At 69.8% G+C, this 21948-nt stretch carries 22 protein-coding genes; 4 read left to right on the forward strand and 18 right to left on the reverse strand.

Annotation, left to right across the window (positions count from 1 at the left end):
* Positions 1-23: 23 nt before the first annotated feature.
* The 4 genes from N4G63_RS09605 to N4G63_RS09620 are packed head-to-tail and all read right to left on the reverse strand — an operon-like array spanning position 24 to position 5778.
* Positions 24-1904, reverse strand: a complete 1881-nt coding sequence (locus N4G63_RS09605) for a TRAP transporter large permease subunit (RefSeq protein ID WP_314599623.1) — start codon at positions 1902-1904, stop codon at positions 24-26.
* A 16-nt stretch (positions 1905-1920) separates the two neighbouring features.
* The gene (locus N4G63_RS09610; RefSeq protein ID WP_443112019.1) at positions 1921-2937 is read right to left on the reverse strand and encodes a TRAP transporter substrate-binding protein; all 1017 of its coding nucleotides are present in this window, start codon (positions 2935-2937) and stop codon (positions 1921-1923) included.
* A 49-nt stretch (positions 2938-2986) separates the two neighbouring features.
* On the reverse strand, positions 2987-4609 hold the full coding sequence (locus tag N4G63_RS09615; RefSeq protein ID WP_260788090.1) for an acyl-CoA synthetase: 1623 nt from the start codon (positions 4607-4609) through the stop codon (positions 2987-2989).
* Positions 4606-5778 carry an acetyl-CoA acetyltransferase gene (locus N4G63_RS09620; RefSeq protein WP_260788091.1) on the reverse strand — a complete coding sequence of 391 codons (1173 nt, stop codon included), beginning with the start codon at positions 5776-5778 and terminating at the stop codon, positions 4606-4608. Before N4G63_RS09620 ends, N4G63_RS09615 begins: the two co-directional genes overlap by 4 nt.
* 167 nt (positions 5779-5945) lie before the next feature.
* Between N4G63_RS09620 and N4G63_RS09625 the strand changes: the two genes are divergently transcribed.
* From N4G63_RS09625 to N4G63_RS09640, 4 genes are all read left to right on the forward strand, one after another.
* On the forward strand, positions 5946-6842 hold the full coding sequence (locus N4G63_RS09625; protein WP_260788093.1) for an IclR family transcriptional regulator: 897 nt from the start codon (positions 5946-5948) through the stop codon (positions 6840-6842).
* A 55-nt stretch (positions 6843-6897) separates the two neighbouring features.
* The gene (locus N4G63_RS09630; RefSeq protein WP_314599624.1) at positions 6898-7713 is read left to right on the forward strand and encodes an SDR family NAD(P)-dependent oxidoreductase; all 816 of its coding nucleotides are present in this window, start codon (positions 6898-6900) and stop codon (positions 7711-7713) included.
* An 84-nt stretch (positions 7714-7797) separates the two neighbouring features.
* The gene (locus tag N4G63_RS09635) at positions 7798-8043 is read left to right on the forward strand and encodes a hypothetical protein (RefSeq protein WP_260788095.1); all 246 of its coding nucleotides are present in this window, start codon (positions 7798-7800) and stop codon (positions 8041-8043) included.
* Between the two features lie 58 nt (positions 8044-8101).
* On the forward strand, positions 8102-8446 hold the full coding sequence (locus N4G63_RS09640; RefSeq protein ID WP_260788096.1) for a type II toxin-antitoxin system PemK/MazF family toxin: 345 nt from the start codon (positions 8102-8104) through the stop codon (positions 8444-8446).
* A gap of 105 nt (positions 8447-8551) precedes the next feature.
* Here the strand turns inward: N4G63_RS09640 and N4G63_RS09645 are convergent, their stop codons facing one another.
* From N4G63_RS09645 to pyrH, 14 genes are all read right to left on the reverse strand, one after another.
* Positions 8552-9322 (reverse strand): TrmH family RNA methyltransferase, encoded by a 771-nt coding sequence (locus N4G63_RS09645; RefSeq protein ID WP_260788097.1) that lies wholly within the window; start codon positions 9320-9322, stop codon positions 8552-8554.
* Between the two features lie 8 nt (positions 9323-9330).
* Positions 9331-9960, reverse strand: coding sequence for a ribonuclease HII (rnhB, locus tag N4G63_RS09650; RefSeq protein WP_260788099.1), 630 nt, complete (start codon positions 9958-9960; stop codon positions 9331-9333).
* Positions 9929-11077, reverse strand: coding sequence for a lipid-A-disaccharide synthase (gene lpxB / locus N4G63_RS09655; RefSeq protein ID WP_260788100.1), 1149 nt, complete (start codon positions 11075-11077; stop codon positions 9929-9931). The genes rnhB and lpxB overlap by 32 nt, the downstream gene beginning before the upstream one ends.
* Before the next feature lie 7 nt (positions 11078-11084).
* Entirely contained in the window at positions 11085-11876 is a 792-nt protein-coding gene (lpxA, locus tag N4G63_RS09660; RefSeq protein ID WP_260788102.1) for an acyl-ACP--UDP-N-acetylglucosamine O-acyltransferase, read from the reverse strand.
* 13 nt (positions 11877-11889) lie between these two features.
* On the reverse strand, positions 11890-12366 hold the full coding sequence (gene fabZ, locus N4G63_RS09665) for a 3-hydroxyacyl-ACP dehydratase FabZ (protein WP_260788103.1): 477 nt from the start codon (positions 12364-12366) through the stop codon (positions 11890-11892).
* Positions 12363-13448 carry a UDP-3-O-(3-hydroxymyristoyl)glucosamine N-acyltransferase gene (gene lpxD / locus N4G63_RS09670; RefSeq protein ID WP_443112020.1) on the reverse strand — a complete coding sequence of 362 codons (1086 nt, stop codon included), beginning with the start codon at positions 13446-13448 and terminating at the stop codon, positions 12363-12365. Before lpxD ends, fabZ begins: the two co-directional genes overlap by 4 nt.
* A 3-nt stretch (positions 13449-13451) precedes the next feature.
* On the reverse strand, positions 13452-14003 hold the full coding sequence (locus tag N4G63_RS09675; RefSeq protein ID WP_314599625.1) for an OmpH/Skp family outer membrane protein: 552 nt from the start codon (positions 14001-14003) through the stop codon (positions 13452-13454).
* The gene (bamA, locus tag N4G63_RS09680; RefSeq protein WP_314599626.1) at positions 14003-16321 is read right to left on the reverse strand and encodes an outer membrane protein assembly factor BamA; all 2319 of its coding nucleotides are present in this window, start codon (positions 16319-16321) and stop codon (positions 14003-14005) included. Before bamA ends, N4G63_RS09675 begins: the two co-directional genes overlap by 1 nt.
* Before the next feature lie 8 nt (positions 16322-16329).
* The gene (gene rseP / locus N4G63_RS09685) at positions 16330-17712 is read right to left on the reverse strand and encodes an RIP metalloprotease RseP (RefSeq protein ID WP_260788121.1); all 1383 of its coding nucleotides are present in this window, start codon (positions 17710-17712) and stop codon (positions 16330-16332) included.
* Positions 17709-18905 carry a 1-deoxy-D-xylulose-5-phosphate reductoisomerase gene (ispC, locus tag N4G63_RS09690; RefSeq protein WP_260788122.1) on the reverse strand — a complete coding sequence of 399 codons (1197 nt, stop codon included), beginning with the start codon at positions 18903-18905 and terminating at the stop codon, positions 17709-17711. Before ispC ends, rseP begins: the two co-directional genes overlap by 4 nt.
* A 30-nt stretch (positions 18906-18935) precedes the next feature.
* The gene (locus N4G63_RS09695) at positions 18936-19769 is read right to left on the reverse strand and encodes a phosphatidate cytidylyltransferase (RefSeq protein WP_260788123.1); all 834 of its coding nucleotides are present in this window, start codon (positions 19767-19769) and stop codon (positions 18936-18938) included.
* Between the two features lie 13 nt (positions 19770-19782).
* A complete protein-coding gene (gene uppS / locus N4G63_RS09700; protein ID WP_260788125.1) occupies positions 19783-20496 on the reverse strand; it encodes a polyprenyl diphosphate synthase in 714 nt (237 codons plus the stop codon).
* A 123-nt stretch (positions 20497-20619) separates the two neighbouring features.
* Entirely contained in the window at positions 20620-21180 is a 561-nt protein-coding gene (gene frr / locus N4G63_RS09705) for a ribosome recycling factor (protein ID WP_260788127.1), read from the reverse strand.
* A gap of 16 nt (positions 21181-21196) precedes the next feature.
* Positions 21197-21907, reverse strand: coding sequence for a UMP kinase (gene pyrH / locus N4G63_RS09710; protein ID WP_260788128.1), 711 nt, complete (start codon positions 21905-21907; stop codon positions 21197-21199).
* Positions 21908-21948: the final 41 nt, after the last annotated feature.

The following is a 21948-nucleotide window of genomic DNA, read 5'->3' on the forward strand; positions in this document are numbered from 1 at the left end:
GCTTGCCGGCGCGCGGGCCCTGGCTACAGCACGGCGGTGGAGATGGCCGGCACGGCGGCCACCACCACCAGGCCGACCAGCAGGGCCAGCAGGTAGGGCCAGATCGCGCCCATGGCCTCGTCGGGCGAGACATTGCCGATGCGGCAGGCGATGTAGAAGCCCACGCCCACCGGCGGCATCATCAGGCCGATGTTCATGGCCACCACCACCACCATGGCGTAGTGCACGTCGTTGAGCCCCAGGCTCTTGGCGATGGGAAACATCAGCGGCGCCATCAGCAGCAGCGCCGGCAGGCCTTCGAGGATGCAGCCCAGCACCAGGAAGACCACGATGGTGACGGCCAGAAAGCTGGGCACGCCGCCCGGCAGGCCCTTCATGAAGGCCGCCAGCTCCTGCGCCACGCCCGACTGGGTGATGGCCCAGGCCATGGCCAGCGCGGTGCCCAGGATCATCAGGATGGCGCCCGACAGCGCGGCGGTTTCCACCAGCATCGCGTACACCTTGCGCAGGCCCAGGCCGCCGTACAGCACGGCGCCGATCAGCATGGCGTAGAGCACGGCGATGGTTGACACCTCGGTGGCCGTGGCCACGCCGCCGCCCACCGCGCCGCGGATCAGGAAGGGCAGCACCAGGGCCGGGCCGGCGATCAGCAGGGTGCGGCCCACCACGGCCAGCGGCGCACGCTTGACGCCGCTCATCTGCTCGTGCCGGGCCTGCCAGCGCGCCAGCACGGCCAGCGCCAGCAGCAGCACCAGGGCCACCGTGACACCGGCCTGGAACAGCCCGGCGATCGACACCCCGGCCACCGAGCCCAGCACGATCAGCACGATGCTGGGCGGCACGGTATCGGCCATGGCCGCACCGGTGGACAGCAGCGCGATCATCTCCTTGGGCTTCTGGCCGCGGCGCTTCATCTCGGGAAACAACGCCGGGGCCACGGTGGCCATGTCGCTGACCTTGGAGCCCGAGATGCCCGAAACGATGAACAGCGAGCCCAGCAGCACATAGCTCATGCCGCCCTTCACATGGCCCACCAGCGAGGCCAGGAAGTCGATGATGGCCTTGCCCATGCCGGTGGCATCGAGCACGCAGCCCAGCAGCACGAAGATGGGCACCGACACCAGCACCAGGCTGGACATGCCCTCGTCCATGCGGCCCACCACCACGCCCACCGGCACCTGGGTGGAAAACGCGATGAAGGCCAGCGTGCCGATGCCAAAGCAAAAGGCGATCGGCACGCCCGACACCAGGCCCAGCACCACCAGGCCGATCAGGAAGATCAGGATGTTGAGCGTGCCCAGGTCGGCAAACACCGGTTTGAGCGCCCAGCCGCCGGCGGCCAGCGCCGCCAGCAGCACGGCCGCGCCGGTCAGGTGGGCCTTGCGGCAGGTGCGCCAGGCATGGCCGGCCAGCACCGCCAGCATGGCCACCACACCCACCGCAATGGCCGCCACGCGCCAGCTGTTGGGCAGCTCGAGCGCCGGCGTGGTGACGTAGGACTCGCTCTCGATGTACTCCAGCGCCGGCTGCAGCAGCGCCAGCAGGAACAGCGCCACCACGCCCAGGCCGAAGGCCTGCACCGGGCCCTGCAGCCGCGCCGGCAGCATCTGCACGAAGAGCGTGAGCCGCAGGTGCTCGTTGCGGTGGATGGCAATCGCCGAGCCCAGCATGGCCAGCCACAGGAAGGCGATGGACACCGCCTCGTCCACCCAGGTCAGCGGCGCGCCGAACAGGTAGCGCGAGGCCACGCCGGCCAGCAGCATGCCCACGATGGCCAGCATCAGGGCGGCCGACACCCCTTCGATGGGCCGCAGCAGCCAGGCGCCGGCGCGCGGCGGCTCCAGCTCGTTGGGCAGCGTGAAGGCGTCGGGGTTGTCGGCCGTGGAGGTGCTGGATGCCGTCATCGGTGTGCCGCCTGCCTCAGACCAGCTTGCCTGTGTATTTCTCGAGCAAGGCCCAGGCCTCATCGCCGAACTTCTTGTGCCACTCGGCATAGAAGCCGGCGGCACGCAGCTTGGCGCGGAACAGCTCGGCATCGGTGGTGTTGAACTGCATGCCCTTGGTCTTGAGCTCGCCCATCAGGCCGTCGTTGAGCTTGCGCACGTCGTCGCGCTCGAGCAGGGCCGCGGCATTGATGTTGCGCGTGACGATCTCCTGCAGATCGGCCGGCAGGCGCTCGAAGCTCTTCTTGTTGGCCAGGAACCAGAAGCCGTCCCACATGTGGTTGGTGATCGAGCAGAACTGCTGCACCTCGTTCAACTTGGCCGTGGCGATGATGGCCAGCGGGTTCTCCTGGCCATCCACCACCTTGGTCTGCAGCGCGGTGTAGACCTCGGCGAAGTTGATCGTGGCCGGGCTGGCCTCGAAGGCCTTGAACATCGACACCCAGAACGGGCTGGGCGGCACGCGCATCTTCATGCCCTTCAGGTCGTCGGGCCTGGTGATGGCGCGGGCGCTGCTGGTCATCTGGCGGTAGCCGTTGTCCCAGATCTTCTCAAAGGCAAACAGCGGCGACTTGGCCGCGATCTCCTTGCGCACATGGGCGCCCAGCGTGCCGTCCATCGCGGCCCACACCTGGCCGTAGTCCTTGAACGCGAAGCCCACGCCGCTGATCTGCGCCGAGGGGATCAGGTTGCCCAGGATCAGCGGCGACAGCGTGAAGAAGTCGACCGCGCCCGAGCGAACCTGGCCCAGCGTGTCGGTGTCGTTGCCCAGCTGGCTGCTGGGAAACACCTTGATCTCGACCCGGCCCTTGCTCTCGGCCAGCACCTTGGCCGCCATCTCGTTGGCGCGCACGTTCATCGGGTGCGTCACCGGCAGGTTGTTCGCGTACTTCAGCTGGAACTCGGCCTTGCCCTGGGCAAGTCCGGTGGCTGGCAGCATGGGCAGCGTCATGGCGCCGGCGCTGGCCAGCAGGGTGCGGCGGTTGATCGTCATCGTTGTCTCCTCAGGGGTCAGGGGGAAAAGCGTTTGTGGCGGGGTGGCATCAGTCGGCGGCCAGCGGCTGCACCTCACCACGTTCGTACAGCAGCGCGCGCACATCCTTCTTGGTGACCTTGCCGTAGCCCGACTTGGGCAGCGCGTCCCAGAAGAACACCTGGCGCGGCCAGCGGTAGCGGGCCAGGCGGCCATCGAGCCAGGCGATCAGCGCGGCACTGTCGATGGGCTCGGCGCTGGGGCCGAGATCACGCCGCACCACCACGGCCACGCCCACCTCGCCCCAGTGGCGGTCGGGCACGCCCAGCACCGCCACCTCGGCCACGGCGGGGTGGGTGAGCAGCAGTTCCTCGCACTCGCGCGGGTACACGTTGCTGCCGCCCGAGATGTACATGTCGCTCTCGCGGCCGGTGATGTAGAGCAGGCCGCGCGCATCCAGGCGGCCCAGATCGCCGGTGTGGAACCAGCCGCCGCGCAGCGCCTTGGCCGTGGCCTCGGGGTTGGCGTGGTAGCCGGCAAACACCGCCGGGCCGCGCACGCAGATCTCGCCCACCTCGCCGCTGGGCAGCGGCCGCAGCTCGGCATCGAGGATGGCCACCTCCATGCCGGTGCGCGGGCGGCCGCAGCTGCCGATGTGGGCATCGGGATGAGCGTCGTCGGGCGAGTGCATGTGCGCCGGCAACACGGTGATGCAGCCGGTCACCTCGCCCAGGCCGAAGTACTGCACCAGCACCGGGCCGAGCTTGCGCAACGCCAGGCGCTGGTCGGCGCGGTACATCGGCGCGCCGGCGTAGATCACGAACCTCAGCGAGCTGTGGTCGCATTGGTCGACCGCCGGATGCTCGACCAGCATCTTCACGATGGTGGGCACGGTGAACAGGTTGCTCACGCGATGGCGCTGCACCAGCTGCCAGAACACCTCGACATCCAGCTTCTCGCCGGGCATCAGCACCGTGGCCGCGCCACGCGCCACGTTCAGCAGCGCATGGATGCCGGCGCCGTGCGACAGCGGCGCCACAGCGATGGAACAGTCGCGCTCGGTGGTGCCGGGGATCAGATCGGCCAGGTGGTTGGTCACCACGAAGGCCATCTGGCCATGGGTGAGGATGCCGGCCTTGGGCCGGCCGGTGGTGCCCGAGGTGTAGAACAGCCACAGCGGGTCGTCGTGCGCCACCGTGGCCTCGGCAGGCGCGGCGCCGGCGTGTTGCGCCAACAGGCTTTCGTAGGCATGGTCGGCGCCGCTGCCCTGGCGCGCGGCCGGCACCTCGCCGATCCACAGCACCTGGCGCAGCGCCGGCGATTCGGCGCGCACCGCGGCGGCATGGCCGGCGAACAGGTCTTCGACGATCATCGCCGCGGCGCCGCTGCTGCTGCCGAGATAGGCCACCTCGGCCGGCGTGAGGCGAAAGTTGGTCGGCACCCAGACGCAGCCCATGCGAAAGGCCGCCCAGCAGCTCTCGAACATCTGCACGTTGTTGCGCGACTGCAGCAGGATGCGCTCGCCCTGGCGGATGCCCAGGGCGGTGAGCGCGGCCACCAGCGCATCCACCCGCGCATCCAGCTCGGCCCAGGTCCAGCTGCGGTCGCCGTGGATCAGCGCCGGCCGCTCGGGGAACAGCCGCGCGGTGTGGGTCAGCAGCCGCGCCAGATTGCTGGTCTGCGCAGCGTTCATGCGGTGGCTTCCAGAATGCTCAGGTAGTTGGCCACCGCCGCGCCACCCATGTTGAACACCGCCCCCAGGCGGGCACCGGGCAGCTGGAAGTCACCGGCGGTGCCGCTGAGCTGCATGGCCGCCATCACATGCTGCGACACGCCGGTGGCGCCGATCGGGTGGCCGCGCGACTTCAATCCGCCCGAGGGGTTGACCGGCAGCCGGCCGTCGAAGCGGCTCACGCCATCCAGGATGACGCGCGCGCCCTGCCCTTGCGGTGCCAGGCCCATGGCCTCGTACTCGAGCAGCTCGGCAATGGTGAAGCAGTCGTGCGTCTCAACAAAGTGCAGGTCGTCCAGGCCCACGCCGGCCGCGGCCAGGCCGCGCTGCCAGGCCAGCGCCGCGCCCTCCAGCCGGGTGGGATCGCGGCGCGACAGCGGCAGGTACTCGTTGACCTGGGTGCTGGCGCGCCAGCGCACCGCCGGCACGCTCGCACCGGCCAACGGCTCGGCCGAGATCACCAGCGCCGCCGCGCCATCGCTGACCAGCGAGCAATCCGAGCGCTTGAGCGGCCCGGCCACGAAGGGGTTCTTGTCACTGGGCTGGCGGCAGAAATCAAAGCCGAGATCGCGACGCATGTGGGCCAGCGGGTTGCGCGCGCCGTTGGCGTGGTTCTTGGCCGCGATGGCCGCCAGCGCATCGCTCTGGTCACCAAAGCGCTCGAAGTAGGCACCGGCGATCTGGCCAAACACACCGGCAAAGCCACCCGGCGTGTCGCCCTCTTCCTTCACATACGAGCAGCGCAGCAGCACCTCGCCGATCTGGGCCTTGGGCAGGGTGTTCATCTTCTCCAGACCCACCACCAGCGCGCGCTTCAGGCGCCCGCTGCGCACCGCATCGAGCGCGGCCCAGATCGCGGCCGAGCCCGTGGCACAGGCGTTCTCCAGCCGCACCGCAGGCACATGGCGCAGCTCGGGAATGGCCAGCGCGGCCAGCGCGCCGCTGAAGTCTTGCCGCACGAAGCCGCCGTTGAAATGGCCGACGAACACGCCGTCGATGTCGGCCGGCGCCAGGCCTGCCGAGGCGATGGCGGGCAGCGCGGCATCGCGCAGCAGCTGCTCGAGATCGAGCGCGTCGTGCTTGCCAAAGGGGGTGTGGCCCCAGCCGACGATGTGGGCGGCATGGCTCATTTGCAGGCTCCATGTGCCTGGGCAGGCCAGGCGGGTAGGTTCAGCATGTGCACCCAGTAGGCGGGTAAGCCCTGGGCCATTCATCACACCAATCAGCAAAAATTCTAGGCAGCATTCCAGCCACCACCACCCGCCTTTGCCCTAGGTGGCGCAAAAACCAGTTCAATATGTGGACTCATGATTCCGGGTTAACGCCAGATTCCAGCGGACTCACGCCCGAGCTGCCGGCCACCGGCAGCGAGACCGCCGGCGCGCAGACCCTGCGCCGCGGCCTGGCCGTGCTGCGCCTGCTCACCCGCGTGGGCCCCGGCGGGCTGCGCATGGGCGAGATCGGCCGCCGCCTGGGCCTGAACAAGAGCACCGCCATCCGCCTGACCCGCACTCTGGTGGACGAAGGCTTCGTGCTGCACGACCCCGCCTCGGGCGCCTACCGCCTGGGGCCCGAGGCCTATGCCGTGGGCCTGGCGGCCGAGCCCAGCTATGCGCTGCAGCGCCTGGCCGCACCCGCGCTGCGCGCACTGGCGCTGGAATCGGGCGACACGGTGTTCTTCACCGTGCTGCACGGCATCGAGAGCATCTGCCTGAGCCGCGTGGAGGGTGACTTCCCGATCCGCAACCAGCTGGTCAAGCCCGGCGACCGCTGGCCGCTGGGCGTGGGCGCCGGCAGTTGCGCGATGCTGGCCGCGCTGTCGGACGAAGCGGTGGCGCAGATCCTGGCGCGCAATGCCGTGGCCCGCGCCACGCTGTACCCCGGCTGCACCGACGAGGCCATCTGGCGCCTGGTGCACGAGACCCGCGCCCAGGGCTACTGCCTGAACCCCGGCCTGGTGCTCGAGAACAGCTGGGCCATCGGCGTGCCGGTGCTCGATGCGCACCAGCGCCCGGTGGCCTCGATCAGCCTGGCCGCCATCGAGCCGCGGCTGCAGCCGGCACGGCGCAGCACCCTGGCCAGCCGCCTGATGCAGGCCAGCCGCGAGCTGGTGGCCCTGCAGGCCGGCGAGGCCATGGACGCGCACACCCGCCCTGCACCGATGCCCGCCAGCGAGCGCCCGCACCCTGCCTAGACTGCCCCAGCCCACGGCCCTTTCAACCCAACACCCAAAAGACGGAGACTGCCCCATGAACACCCCCCCCCCCAAGCCCGCCACCTCAACCGCACCAGCCGCTGCACCGGTGGCCGTGGTCACCGGCGGCGCCCGCGGCATCGGCCTGGCCGTGGCGCACTGGTTTCTGGCCCACGGCCACCGCGTGGCGCTGTGGGACATCGACGCCGAAACCCTGGGCCGCACCGCTGCCGAGCTGGCCGACCCCGCCCGCGTGCTGGCCGTGCACATGGACGTGTCGCAGCCCGAGCAGGTGCAGGCCGCCACCGAGCGCACCGTGGCCGCCTTCGGCCGCATCGACGCGCTGGTCAACAACGCCGGCGTGGCCGTGTTCAAGCCCATCGGCGAGACCAGCTGGAGCGACTGGAAGACGGTGCTCAACACCAACCTCGACGGCCCCTTCCTGTGCACCCAGGCCGTGGCCCCGGTGATGAAGAAGAACGGCGGCGGCGCGGTGGTCAACATCGCCAGCATCTCGGGCCTGCGCGCCAGCACGCTGCGCGTGGCCTACGGCACCAGCAAGGGCGCGCTGATCCACCTGACCAAGCAGCAGGCCACCGAGCTGGGCACGGTCGGCATCCGCGTCAACGCCATCGCCCCGGGGCCGGTGGAAACCGAGATGGCCAAGCTGGTGCACAGCGTGGCGATCCGCTCCGACTACCACGACGTGATCCCGCTCAACCGCTACGGCAGCACCGAGGAGATCGCCAACGCGGTGGGCTTTTTGTGCAGCCCGGCGGCCAGCTATGTGAACGGCCAGGTGCTGGCGGTGGATGGCGGTTTTGATGCAGCGGGCGTGGGCCTGCCGACGCTGCGCAAGAACGCCCAATAGCGCATGCGGGTGCCGCGCCACCCGAATGGACTGGCACCTGATAATCGACGCACGCCGCCTCGGGGCCCTGCAACAGGATTGACCATGCTCACCACCGTAGAAGCTGTTCTGCAAGCCGATGGCGCATTGCACTTTCTGGAGCCGGTTCACCTGACCGGCAGCCAGCGCGTGCTGGTCACTTTCACGCAGCCGGTGGACGAGGCAGTCAGCGGTGCCGCGCTCAGCCAGCGCAGCCTGGCTGTCGACTGGCTGCGCGATGAAGAAGACGCTGCCTGGGCACACCTCCAGTCAGCCAAGCCTGAGAACGACACGCAGCCGCCAAAGGCATGAGCGTGACGGGCCGCTCCCAAGCGCGAATCCCGGAGCGCACCGCGCGAAGGCTCGTCCGGTGAGCGTGCCGGTCATCGCTCGCCGGCGGGTGGTGTTGCTGCCCTTCCCGTTCTCCGATCTATCGACCCAGAAGCTGCGGCCGGCATTGGTTCTGGCCAGTGCCGGTCGCGACGACTGGCTGCTGTGCCAGATCACCAGCAAGCCCTATGCCGATGCCCGTGCGGTGGCGCTGGCCGAGCACGACTTTGCTAGCGGTGGCCTGCAGGTGCTCAGCTATGCCCGGCCGGCCAAGCTGTTCACTGCCAGCGCGGCCTTGGTTCAAACCGTTGCCGGAGAACTGCACCCCGCCGCGCATCAGCGCGTGTGTGAAGCACTGATTGCCTTGCTGAACGAGGTGGCTTGAGCCAAGGATTCCGCGCAAAGGCTTGGCGGCGGAGACCGCTGCACACCCACCAGTCCAGTGAAACGGAGAAATCGGATGTGCGTCCGATTTCTCCGTTTCACTGGACTAGCGCCGCGCCGATTCGTACAGGCACACGGCCGCCGCGGCGGCCACGTTGAGCGACTCTTCGCCGCCCGGCTGCGGGATGCGCACGGTGAGCGCGCAGCGCGCCAGCAGCTCGGCCGCCACGCCCTGGCCTTCATGGCCCAGCACCCAGGCGCAGGGACTGGGCAGCGCGGCGGTGGGCAACACGTGATCGGTGGCCAGCGAGGTGCCCACCAGCGGCACGGCCAGCGCCGACAGATCGCCAGCGTCCAGGCCTTCGATCAAGCGCAGGCCGAAGTGCGCGCCCATGCCGGCACGCAGCACCTTGGGCGACCACAGCGCCGCCGTGCCGCGCAGCGCCAGCACCTGGCCCACGCCAAAGGCCGCCGCGCTGCGCAGGATGCTGCCCACGTTGCCGGCGTCCTGCACGCGATCGAGCACCACAGTGGCCAGGTCGGGCGCAATGGCGGGTGCCGCCGGCAGCGCCAGCACATAGCCCAGCCTGGCGGGCGACTCCAGGCCGCTCAGGCCCTCGAACAGCGCGTCGGGCAGCACCCGCACCTGCGGCGCGGCCTCGGCCAGCGCGCGCAAGGCGGGTTGATTCACCCAGGCGCTCTCGGCGATCAAGGCCTGCTGCGGCAGGCCGCCGCGCGCGCGCAATGCGCTGCACAGGTGGTCGCCCTCCAGCCACAGCATGCCGGCCTTGCGGTAGCCGCCGGGATCGCGCGCCAGCTTGCGCAGCTTCACCAGCAGCGGGTTGTCGCGCGAGGTGATCTCCAGGATGTCGGGCATGGCCGGCGTCAGCCTTCGATCACGGCCCGAACGGGCGCATAGCTGCGCCGGTGCTGCGGGCAGGCCCCGTGCTGGCGCAGCGCCGCCAGGTGATCGGCCGTGGGATAGCCCTTGTGCGTGGCAAAACCGTACTGCGGATGCTGGGCGTGCAGGGCCTCGCACAGGCGGTCGCGATGCACCTTGGCCAGGATGGACGCGGCCGAAATCGCCGGCACCTTGGCATCGCCCTTGACGATGGCCTCGCCCGGCATCTTCAGCACCGGCAGGCGGTTGCCGTCCACCAGCACCTTGTGCGGGGGCAGGCGCAGGCCTTCCACCGCGCGCTTCATGGCCAGCATGGTGGCGTGCAGGATGTTCAGGCGGTCGATCTCCTCGACGCTGGCCTCGGCAATGCAGCAGGCCAGGGCCTTGGCGCGGATCTCGTCGAACAGCTTCTCGCGGCGCCTGGCGGTGAGCGCCTTGCTGTCGGCCAGGCCGGCAATCGGGTGCAGCTCGTCCAGGATCACCGCCGCCGCCACCACCGGCCCGGCCAGCGGCCCGCGGCCGGCCTCGTCGACCCCGGCGATCAGGCCCGGCCCGTCCCAGCGCAGCCCCAGCTGCACCGGCTCAGGCGCCGTGGACGACTTGCGCGATGGCATCGGCGGCACGCTGCGCGGTGTTGCAGCGCAGCTGGTGGTGGATCTCGGTGAAGCGGCGCTCCAGCGCGGCGCGGCGCGGCGCGTCGTCCAGCAGCGCCAGGCCTTCGCGGGCCAGGGCCTCAGGCGTGGCCTCGTCCTGGATCAGCTCGGGCACCAGAAACTTGCCGGCCAGGATGTTGGGCAGGCCCACCCAGGGCTGGTAGCGCATGCGCTTCATGCGCTGCCAGTTCAACCAGGCCAGGTGGTAGGTGATGACCATCGGCCGCTTGAACAGCGCCGCCTCCAGCGAGGCCGTACCGCTGGCCAGCAGCGTGACATCGCAGGCCGCCAGCGCCTCGTGCGACTGGCCATCCAGCCGCTCGATGGCCACGCCCTTGGCGTGCTGGGCGATCAAGGGCTCGACCAGGCTGGCCAGCCCCGGCACCACCGGCATCACGAAGCGCAGGCCCGGGCGCTGGCGCTGCATCAGCGCCGCGGCGGCCAGCAGGCGTGGCGCGATGTGGGCGATCTCGCTGCGCCGGCTGCCGGGCAGCAGGGCCACCACGGTGTCGGCATCGGCCAGGCCCAGCGCCGTGCGTGCCGCCGCGCGCGGCGGCTCCAGTGGAATGGCGTCGGCCAGCGGATGGCCCACAAAACTGGCCGACACCCCATGGCGCTGCAGCAGTTCGGGCTCGAACGGAAACAGGCACAGCACATGGTCGGCCGCCGCACGCAGCCTGGCCACGCGCTCGCCACGCCAGGCCCAGATTGACGGGCAGACGAAGTGGATGGTCTTCAGTCCGCCCTCGCGCAGCCGCGTCTCGAGGCCGAAGTTGAAATCCGGCGCATCGATGCCGATGAAAGCCGCCGGGCGCTCGGCCAGCAGCCGGTCACCCAGCTGGCGGCGGATGCGCAGCAGCTCGGGCAGGCGCTTCAGGGCATCGACGTAGCCGAACACGCTCAGGCGCTCGTGCGGCCACCAGGCCTGGCAGCCCTGGGCCTGCATGCGCGGGCCGGCAATGCCCGCGGCCTGCAGCTGCGGCCAGCGGGCCTTGAGCCCGGCCAGCAGCAGGCCGCCCAGCAGGTCGCCCGAGGCCTCGCCGGCGACCAGGGCCAGTCGCAACGGCTGGTCGGTCATCGAGGGGTCAGCGCACAATGCCGCGCGTGGCGGCAGCCAGAAAGTCGAGCATGGCCTGGATGTCGGCCTGGCTGGCCTCGTCGGCCGCGGCCTTGAGCGCGCCGATCTGCTCGATGGCCTGGGCCAGCGGCAGCGCGCTGCGGTACAGCAGCCTGTGCATCTGGCGGATGGTGGCGATCTGGGTGTCGCTGAAGTTGCGGCGCTTCAGACCGGTGAGGTTGACCGCCCGCACCGCCAGCGGATGGCCGTCCACGGTCATGTAGGGCGGCACATCCTGGGCCACATGGGCCTGGAAGCCGACCATGGCCTGCGCGCCGATCTTGACGAACTGGTGCACGCCCGACAGGCCGCCGATGGTGGCCCAGTCACCCACATGCACATGGCCGGCCAGCGTGGCGTTGTTGGCCAGCACGCAGTGGTTGCCCAGGCGCACGTCGTGCGCCACATGCACATAGGCCATGATCCAGTTGTCGTCGCCGATGCGGGTCACGCCGTCATCCTGCACCGTGCCGGTGTTGATGGTGACGAACTCGCGCAAGGTGTTGCGGTCGCCGATCTCCAGGCGCGTGGGCTCGCCGCGGTACTTCATGTCCTGCGGCGCCGCGCCGATGCTGGCGAACTGGAAGATCGCGTTGTCGCGGCCGATCGTGGTGTGGCCCTCGATCACGGCATGCGGGCCCACGCTGCTGCCGGCACCGATGCGCACATGCGGGCCGATCACGGTGTAGGCGCCCACGGTGACGTCGCTGGCCAGTTCGGCGCGCGCATCCACCAGGGCGGTGGCGTGGATGTGGGTCATGCCTGGGCTCCGCTCACGACACCTTGCGCATGGTGCACATCAGCTCGGCCTCGACCGCCGTCTCGCCGGCCACGCTGGCGCGTGCCTTGTACTTGTAGATGCCGGCGCGCACGCGGTCGATGCTGGCCTCGAGGATCAGCTGGTCGCCCGGCTCGACCACACGCTTGAAGCGCGCACCGTCGATGCCGACGAAATACACCACCGTGTCGTCGTCGATGTCGGAGCCCATCGACTCGAAGCTCAGCAGCGCGGCAGACTGGGCCAGGGCTTCGAGCATCAGCACACCAGGCATCACCGGGCGGTTGGGAAAGTGGCCGAGGAAGTACGGCTCGTTGATCGAGACGTTCTTCAGCGCCTTGATGCGCTGGTCCTTCACCACCTCGAGCACACGGTCGACCAGCAGGATCGGGTAGCGGTGCGGCAGCTTGCGCAGGATCTTGTGGATGTCCATCGTGGCGATGGCGGCGGGGGCTGTGCTGGTCTCGGTCATGGCGTCGGGAATTTCTTTTCGAGGGCGCGCAGGCGGTCGCGCAGCGTGTGCAGCTGGCGCAGCGTGGCGGCGTTCTTCTCCCACGACGCATTGTCGTCGATGGGAAACAGGCCGCTGTACTGGCCCGGCTTGTGGATCGACCGCGTGACCACCGTGTGCGCCGTGATGTGCACGTGATCAACCAGCTCGAGGTGACCCAGAATGATGGCGCCGCCGCCCGCCGTGCAGTGCCGCCCGATCCGGGCCGAGCCGGCAATGCCCACGCAGCCGGCCATCGCGCTGTGGGCGCCGATGCGCACGTTGTGGCCCACCTGGATCAGGTTGTCGAGCTTGACGCCGTCTTCCAGCACGGTGTCGGCCAGCGCGCCGCGGTCGATGCAGGTGTTGGCGCCGATCTCGACGTCGTCACCGATCAGCACCCCGCCGAGCTGCTCGATCTTGACCCACTGCTGCTCGTCGCCACGGCCCTCGGGCGCAAAGCCGAAGCCGTCGGCGCCGATCACCACGCCGGCATGCACGATGCCGCGCGCGCCGATGCGGCAGGCGTCCATCAACGTCACGCGCGGGGCCAGGCGGGTGCCCTCGCCCACGGCGGCGCCGGCGCCCAGGTGGCTGTGCGGGCCGATCACCGCACCGGGGCCGATCTCGGCCCCCGCGCCCACATAGACCCACGGCCCCACCGAGGCGCTGGCATGGATGCGGGCGCCCGGCTCGACCACCGCGCTGGCATGCACGCCCACGGCCGGGGCCAAGCGCTGGCGCGCCGCCCACCACTGCGTGAGGCGGGCAAACCAGAGGTAGGGGTTGTCGGCCACGATGACCGCACCGCGGGCGCTGGCGGCATCGCGCTGGGCGGGCGCCACGATCACGCAGGCGGCCTGCGTGCTGGCCAGCTGCGCCGCGTACTTGGGATTGGCCAGAAAGCTGAGGCTGCTGCCGTCGGCTTCGTCCAGCGGCGCCAGACGGGTGATGGGCAGATCGGGGTTGCCGATCAGCTCGCCGCCAAAGGCCGGCGCGAGCGCGGCCAGCACATCCCCCAGCCGGACTTCACCCAGCCGCACCGGGCCCGGCACGGCAGCCAAGGCTTACTTGCTGCCCGCGGCAGCGTTCAGCGCCTTGATCACCTTGTCGGTGATGTCCACGCGCGGGCCGGCAAACACCACGTCCTGCAGGATCAGGTCGTACTTCTCGGTCTCGAAGATCTGCTTGATGACCTTGTTGGCCCGCTCGACGATGGCGGCGGTCTCTTCGTTGCGGCGCTGGTTCAGGTCTTCCTGGAACTCGCGGCGCTTGCGCTGCAGATCGCGGTCGTTCTCGACCAGCTCGCGCTGGCGGCGGTTCTTCTCGCCTTCGGACAGCGTGGGGGCGTCCTTTTCCAGCTTGTCGGCCGCGCCCTTGAGCTTGGCCGCCTGGTCGTTGAGGTCCTTGTCGCGCTTGACGAAGTCGGCTTCCATGCGCGCCAGCGCGGCCTTGGCCGGGGTGGCGTCACGCAGCACGCGTTCGCTGTTGACATAGCCGATCTTCAGCTCCTGGGCCTGGGCCGGCACCGACACCGCCAGCGCGCCACCCAGGGCAGCCACCACCAGCAGCGCGTGCGAGAGCGATTTCGTCAGCGATTGGAAGACTCGAGTGATCATCAGAACGCGGTCCCGATCTGGAATTGGAAACGTTGGATTCTATCCGTGGGCTGCTTCTTCAACGGCACGCCCCAGCTCATCTTCAGCGGGCCCACCGGCGAGACCCAGGAAAGCCCCAGGCCGGCCGACGAGCGCACGCTGTCGGTGGTGATGCGCTCGCCCTCGCGCCACACGTTGCCGGCATCGGCAAAGGCGAACAGGCGCAGCGACTTGTCGTTGCCGGTGCCCGGCACCGGCAGGTACAGCTCGGTGTTCAGGTTGATCTTGCGCGCCCCGCCCACATAGGCGCCGGTGGGGTCGATCACGCCCAGCGAGTTCTGCTCGAAGACGCGCACCGAGCCCAGACCGCCGCCGTAGAAGTTCTTGAACACCGGGTACGGGCGGCCACCCATGCCGGCGCCCCAGCCGAGCTCGCCGTTGACCATCAGGCTGAACTTGGGCCACAGCTGGAAGAACTGCTGGTACTGCGCATTGGTGCGGGTGTAGCGCACGTCACCGGCCACGCTCCACTCGAAGTTGACGCGCTGGTAGCGGCCGGCCGAAGGCGACAGCGCGCTGTCGCGCTGGTCGCGCGCCCAGCCGACCGTGAGCGGCACGGCCAGCGAATTGGCACCGTACAGGTAGCGGTAGTTGAAGTAGCTGTTCGGGATGCCCGCGCCGGCGCCGATGCGGGTCTGCTCGGCACCAATGCCGAAGAACACCGTGTCGTACTCGGAGAACGGCACGCCAAAGCGCACCGCGCCGCCCGGCGTGGCGATCTGGTACTGGTCACCCAGGCTGTTATACGGCCGCGAGGTGCGGTAGTACAGGTCGATGCCGCGCGAGATGCCATCGACGGTGAAGTACGGGTCGACGCTCGAGAACACCAGGCTCTTGGACAGGCGGCTGGTGTTGACCTCGATGCCGAGGTAGTTGCCCGAACCGAACACGTTGTCCTGGCGGATCGAGGCGGTGAGCGCCAGGCGGTCGGCGCTGGAGAAGGTCAGGCCCAGCATCAGGCTGCCGGTGGGCTTTTCGCTGACGTTGAAGCTGAGGTCGACCTGGTCGGCAGTGCCGGCCACCTCGTTGGTGTCGACCGTGACTTCCTTGAAGTAGCCCAGGCGCTCGGCGCGCTCGCGCGAGAGCTTGATCTTCTCGCCGTCGTACCAGCTGGCCTCGAGCTGGCGGAACTCGCGGCGCACCACTTCGTCGCGGGTGCGGGTGTTGCCGGCCACGTCGATGCGGCGCACGTACACGCGGCGCTGCGGCTCGGCCACCAGCACCACCGCCACCTGGCCGGTGGCGCGGTCGATCTCGGGCCGTGCGTCCACGCGGGCGAAGGCGTAGCCGTAGGTGCCGAACAGGTCGGTGAAGGCCTTGGTGGTGTCGGTCACCACGGCGGCGCGGTAGGGCTCGCCGGGCTTGATGCCGACCAGGCGGCGGAAGTCTTCCTCGCGGCCCAGAAAGTCGCCCTGCAGGCGCACGCCGGTCACGGTGTAGGGCTGGCCCTCGCGCACGGTGATCGTGATCGAGATGTCCTGCTTGTCGGGCGAGATCGTGACCTGCGCGTTCTCGATCGCGAACTCGAGGTAGCCGCGGTTCAGGTAGTGCGAGCGCAGGGTCTCGAGGTCGGCGTTGAGCTTGGCGCGCGAGTAGCGGTCGTTCTTGGTGTACCAGGTCAGCCAGCCGCTGGTGGTCAGGTCCATCAGGCCCAGCAGCGAGCTTTCGCTGAACACCTTGGCGCCGACCAGGCGGATCTCCTTGATCTTGGCGGCGTCGCCCTCGGTCATCGTGAAGGTCACGTTGACGCGGTTGCGCTCGGTGGGGGTGATGGTGGTCACCACCTCGGCGCCATACAGGCTGCGCGACAGGTACTGGCGCTTGATCTCCTGCTCGGCGCGGTCGACCAGGGCCTTGTCGAAGGGCAGGCCTTCGCCGATGCCGGCGTCCTTCAGGGACTTGACCAGCGTGTCCTTGTCGAACTCTTTCAGGCCCACGAAGCTCACCGCCTCGATGACCGGGCGCTCCTCGACCACGACCACCGCCACGCGACCGTCGATCTCGATGCGAACGTCCTTGAACAGGCCGGTGGCAAACAGCGCGCGCAGCGCGGCAGCGGCCTTTTCGTCGGTGTAGGTGTCGCCGATGCGGAAGGGCAGCGCGGCAAACACGGTGCCCGGGTCGGTGCGCTGCAGGCCCTCGACGCGGATGTCGGCCAGGGCAAAGGGCTCGACCGCACGGGCGGCCGGGCTGGCCGCCAGCAAGGCTGCGGCGGCCACGGCCACGGCAGCAGGACGGAACAGACGATCGGAGAAGCGATCAGGTGCGAAAGGAAGCATCAGCGCTTTCAGTGCAGGCCCACCAGGCGGGCCACATCGTTGAAGAGGGCCACCGACATCATCAGCAGCAGGATCGCAATGCCGCCCCGTTGCAGGCGGGCGAGCCACTGATCGGAGACCGGGCGGCCGGTCAGACCCTCGAAGAAGAAATATAGCAGGTGGCCGCCGTCCAGCATGGGCAGCGGCAGCAGGTTCAGCACCCCGAGGCTGACGCTCACCATGGCCAGGAAACCGAGGTAGTAGGCCAGGCCGCGCTCGACCGACTGCCCGGCCACGTCGGCGATGGTGAGCGGGCCGCTGAGGTTCTTGAACGAGGCTTCACCGATCAGCATGCGGCCGATCATGCGCAGCGACAGCATCGACACCTCGGCCGTGCGCGCCACGCCCTTGCTGAGGCCCTCAATGGGCCCCAGCCGCACCAGCACGGTCTGCAGCGGGCCGCCCACGAAGGCGTCGATGCGGCCGATGCGGCGCTCGCCGTCGCGCACCAGGCGCGGCGTGACGGCCAGGCTCAGTTCGCGGCCGTCGCGCTGCACGCGCCAGTCCATGGGGCGGGCGGTGTCGCCGCCGTCCAGACCCTGGCCAGACGCGCGGATGCGCTCGAACAGCTCGGCCGAATCGGCCACCAGGCGGCCGTCGACCATCAGCACCCGGTCGCCCTTGCGCAGGCCGGCCAGCGCGGCCGGGCCGCCGGCCTTGACCTCGCCCAGCACCGGCTCGCTGTAGGCCTGGCCCAGGCCGATGCGCTTCATCACCGCGGCGTCGATGTCGCGAGCGCCCAGTTCGTCGAGCGCCAGGCGCAGATGGCGCCGGCCGCGGCCCTGGCTGTCGCTGACCTCCAGCACCAGCGGCTGGCCCTGCAGCGCATGCTGGGTGACCTGCCAGCGCAGTTCGTTCAGCGAGGGCAGCGGCACCCACTGGCCGTCTTCGTCCTGCCAGGCCTGCACCCAGTCGCCGGTGCGCATGCCGGCGCGCTCGGCCACGCTGCCGGCCAGCGGCGCCGACAGCAGCGGCTTGCTTTCGGTGATGCCGATCCAGTGCGCCGCGGCGTACAGCAGCACCGCCAGCACCAGGTTGGCCACCGGGCCGGCGGCCACGATGGCGCTGCGCTGCCACAGCGGCTTGCGGTTGAAGGCCTGGTTCAGCTCGTGCGGGGCCACCGGGCCCTCGCGCTCGTCGAGCATGCGCACATAGCCGCCCAGCGGCAGCGCCGACAGCACGAACTCGGTGTGCTGGGCGCTTTTTTGCCGGCGCCAGAGCACGCGGCCGAAGCCCATCGAGAAGCGCAGCACCTTCACGCCGCAGGCGCGGGCTACGCGGTAGTGGCCCCACTCATGCACCAGGATCAGCACGCCCAGCGTGAGCAGGAACGCGAACACGGTGGTGATCATCGGGCAAACGCCTTGGAGCAGGCCTGCACATGGGCCAGGGCCAGGCTGCGGGCGCGCCCATCGAGCGCCAGCAGGTCATCGAGCGTGGCCGCGTCGGCGGCGCCTGGAATCAACGCCGCCACGGTGTCGGCGTTGACGCGGTGGATGTCGGTGAAGCGCAGCTGCCGGTCGAGAAAGGCGGCCACCGCCACCTCGTTGGCCGCGTTCAGCACCGTGGTGCTGCCCTCGGGGCCGCGCAGCGCGTCGTAGGCCAGCTGCAGGCCCGGAAAGCGCATCGCATCGGCCGGCTCGAAGCTGAGCGCGGCCAGCTTCAGAAAATCCAGCGCATCGGCGCCGGAGGCAATGCGCTCGGGCCAGGCCAGGCCCACGGCGATGGGCACCTTCATGTCGGGCGTGCCCAGCTGGGCCAGCACCGAGTTGTCGCGGCACACCACCATCGAGTGGATGATGCTTTGCGGGTGCAGCACCACCTCGATCTGCTCGGGCGCCAGGTCGAACAGCCAGCGCGCCTCGATCACCTCGAGCGCCTTGTTCATCATGGTGGCCGAGTCGACCGAGATCTTGCGGCCCATCACCCAGTTGGGATGGGCCACGGCCTGCTCGGGCGTCACGCTGTGCAGCGTGGCCGGATCACGCGTGCGGAACGGCCCGCCCGAGGCGGTGAGCACGATGCGCGCGATGCGCTGCGGCCAGGCGCGGCGGTCTTCGGGCAGGCACTGGAAGATGGCCGAGTGCTCGCTGTCGATGGGCAGCAGCTCGGCGCCGCCTTCGCGCACGGCCTGCATGAACAGCCGGCCGCCCACCACCAGGGCTTCCTTGTTGGCCAGCATCAGCTTCTTGCCGGCGCGGGCCGCCGCAATGCAGGCCGGCAGGCCGGCGGCGCCCACAATGGCCGCCATCACGCGATCGACCTCGGGGTGCGCCGCCACCTCGGCCAGGGCCTGCGGGCCGTGCAGCACCTCGGTGGCCAGGCTGTCGGCGGCCAGCAGGCTGCGCAGCTGCGCGGCCTGCGCGGCCGTGCCCACCACGGCGTAGCGCGGGCGCCAGCGCCGGCACAGCGCGGCCAGGTCATCCACCCGGTGCTGGGCCGTGAGCGCAAAGGCTTCATAGCGGTCGGGGTGCAGCGCCATCACGTCCAGCGTGCTGGTGCCCACCGATCCGGTGGCGCCGAGGATGCAGACACGTTCAAGCATGCAGAGATCCGGTAGGCCGACAGGCGGAGGTCAGAGGCTGATCAGCGCCATGGCGGCGGGCAGCACCGGCAGCAGCGCGTCGATGCGGTCGAGCACGCCGCCGTGGCCGGGCAGCAGGCCGCTGGAATCCTTGGCGCCGCAGGCGCGCTTGACCAGCGACTCGAACAGGTCGCCCACCACGCTCAGGCCGGCCAGGCCCAGGCAGCCCAGCACCAGGGCCCACCAGCCAAAGGTGCCCAGCAGCTGGGTGTACAGGCTGGCCGAGCCCAGCGCGTGGTGGCGGTCGACCCAGACCCACAGCCAGGCCAGCAGCAGCACGCCGACCCAGCCCGAGAACACGCCTTCCCAGCTCTTGCCCGGGCTGATGCCGGGTGCCAGCTTGCGGCGGCCAAAGGCGCGGCCGCCGAAGTAGGCGGCAATGTCGGCCATCCACACCAGGGCCATGGCCGACAGCAGAAAATTGATGCCGATGACGCGCGCCGCGGCAATGGCGTTCCAGCCCACCGCCAGCAGCGCCACGCCGATCAGCCAGCGCAGCGCCAGCGGCAGCCGCGGCCAGCCCTGCGGCCCGGCACGCAGGGCCAGGCCGCCCGCCACCACCCAGGCCAGCGTGGCCGGCCACCACAGGCCGCGCTGCTCGGGCAAGGCCTTGTCGAGGCCGAGGATGACCGACACCGCCACCACCGCCAGGCCAGTGGCCACGGCCACGGCGCCGGCGCGGCCGTTCAGGCGCGACCATTCCCAGCCGGCGGCGCCGATCAGCAGCAGCGACAGCGCGGCAAAGGGCCAGGCCATCGGCGCAAACAGGGCCGGCAACAGCACGCCCAGCAGCACGAGGGCGGTGATCACGCGCTGGCGCAGCATCGCGATACCGGGCTCAGGGCGCCGTGGGCAGGACGGCGCCGAAGCGGCGCTCGCGCCCGGCGTAATCGGACAGTGCGGCGTCCAGCGCCGCGGCGTCGAAGTCGGGCCACAGGCAGTCGGTGAACACCAGCTCCGAGTAGGCCACCTGCCACAGCAGGAAGTTGCTGATGCGCACCTCGCCGCCGGTGCGGATGAACAGGTCGGGGTCGGGTGCATGGCGCATGGCCATGCGCTCGCTCAGCGCCTGCTCGGTGATGGCCTCGGGCGCCAGCCCGTCGCGCACGGCCTGGCGCGCGGCCTGCACCACGTCCCAGCGGCCACCGTAGTTGAAGGCCACGCTGAGCGTGATGCGGGTGTTGTGCCGGGTGGCCTGCTCGGCCTCGGCCCAGGCGGCGCGCAGGCGGTCGCTGACCGCCTCGCGGTCGCCCACGATGACGATCTTGACCCCGTCCTTGGCCAGCTTGGCCAGGTACTTGGTCACCGCCACCAGCACCAGGCCCATCAGGCCGGAGACTTCGTCTTCGGGGCGCTTCCAGTTCTCGGACGAGAAGGCGAACACGGTGAGGTGCTCGATGCCGCGGTCGGCGCAGGCATCGATCACCTTGACCAGCGCATCCACCCCGGCCTTGTGGCCGAAGAACCGCGGCAGAAAGCGCTTCTTGGCCCAGCGGCCATTGCCATCCATCACGATGGCCACGTGGCGCGGCACCGCCGGATCACGCGTCATGACCGCCCCTCGCCCAAGACCAAGGCTGGCACCCCGGCCGACCCCTGGCCCGCCGCCAGCGCAAGCCGGCCCGGCAGCAGCGCGGCAGACACCGCGCGCACAGCACTGCACATCGGCGCCACGTCAGACGGCCAGGATCTCGGCTTCCTTGCCCTGCACGAGCTTGTCGATCTCGGTCACGGTGCGGTCGGTGAGCTTTTGCACCTCGTCCTGGGCGCGGCGCTCGTCGTCCTCGGTGACCAGCTTGTCCTTGAGCAGCTTCTTCAGCTGCTCGTTGGCGTCGCGGCGCAGGTTGCGCGCGGCCACCTTGGCATCTTCGCCGGCATGGCGCACCACCTTGGTCAGGTCCTTGCGGCGCTCTTCGGTCAGCGCCGGCATCGGCACGCGGATCAGGTCGCCCTGCGAGGCCGGGTTGAGGCCCAGGTCGCTTTCGCGGATGGCCTTCTCGATCTTGGCGCCCATGCCCTTTTCCCAGGGCTGCACGCTGATCGTGCGGGCATCGAGCAGCGTGACGTTGGCCACCTGGCTGATCGGCACGGGCGAGCCGTAGTAATCCACGCTCACCTGGTCGAGGATGCCCGGATGGGCGCGGCCGGTGCGGATCTTCTGCAGCTCGGACTTGAAAGCCTCGATGGTCTTGGCCATCTTGGCGTCGGCGTTCTTCTTGATGTCGGCGATCGTCATGGTGTGCGCGCTCCAGTCAGACGTGAACCAGGGTGCCTTCGTCCTCGCCCATCACCACGCGCTTGAGCGCGCCGGGCTTGAAGATCGAGAACACCTTGATCGGCAGCTTCTGGTCGCGGCACAGCGCAAAGGCGGTGGCGTCCAGCACCTGCAGGTTCTTGGCAATGGCCTCGTCGAAGCTCACGCTGGCGTAGCGCGTGGCCGACGGGTCTTTCTTGGGATCGGCGGTGTAGACGCCGTCCACCTTGGTGGCCTTGAGCACCACCTCGGCACCGATCTCGGCGCCGCGCAGCGCGGCGGCGGTGTCGGTGGTGAAGAAGGGGTTGCCGGTGCCGGCGGCAAACACGACGACCTTGCCTTCCTCGAGGTACTGCAGCGCCTTGGGCCGCACATAGCTCTCGACCACCTGCTCGATGGCAATGGCCGACATCACGCGGGCAGTGACGCCCTCGACGCGCATCGCGTCGGCCAGCGCCAGCGCGTTCATCACGGTGGCCAGCATGCCCATGTAGTCGGCGGTGGCGCGGTCCATGCCCACTGAGCCGCCGGCCACGCCACGGAAGATGTTGCCGCCGCCGATCACCACGGCCACCTCGACGCCGAGGTCGGTGATCTCCTTGACCTCCTGCACCATGCGCACGATCACGGCGCGGTTGATGCCATAGGCGTCGTCGCCCATCAGGGCTTCGCCAGAGAGCTTGAGAAGAATGCGCTTGTAGGCCGGCATGCAGCGGGCTCCGTGAAGGGTGAGGTGATCGAGAACAGCGG

The organism is Aquabacterium sp. OR-4, assembly GCF_025290835.2.
Lineage (GTDB): Bacteria > Pseudomonadota > Gammaproteobacteria > Burkholderiales > Burkholderiaceae_C > Pseudaquabacterium.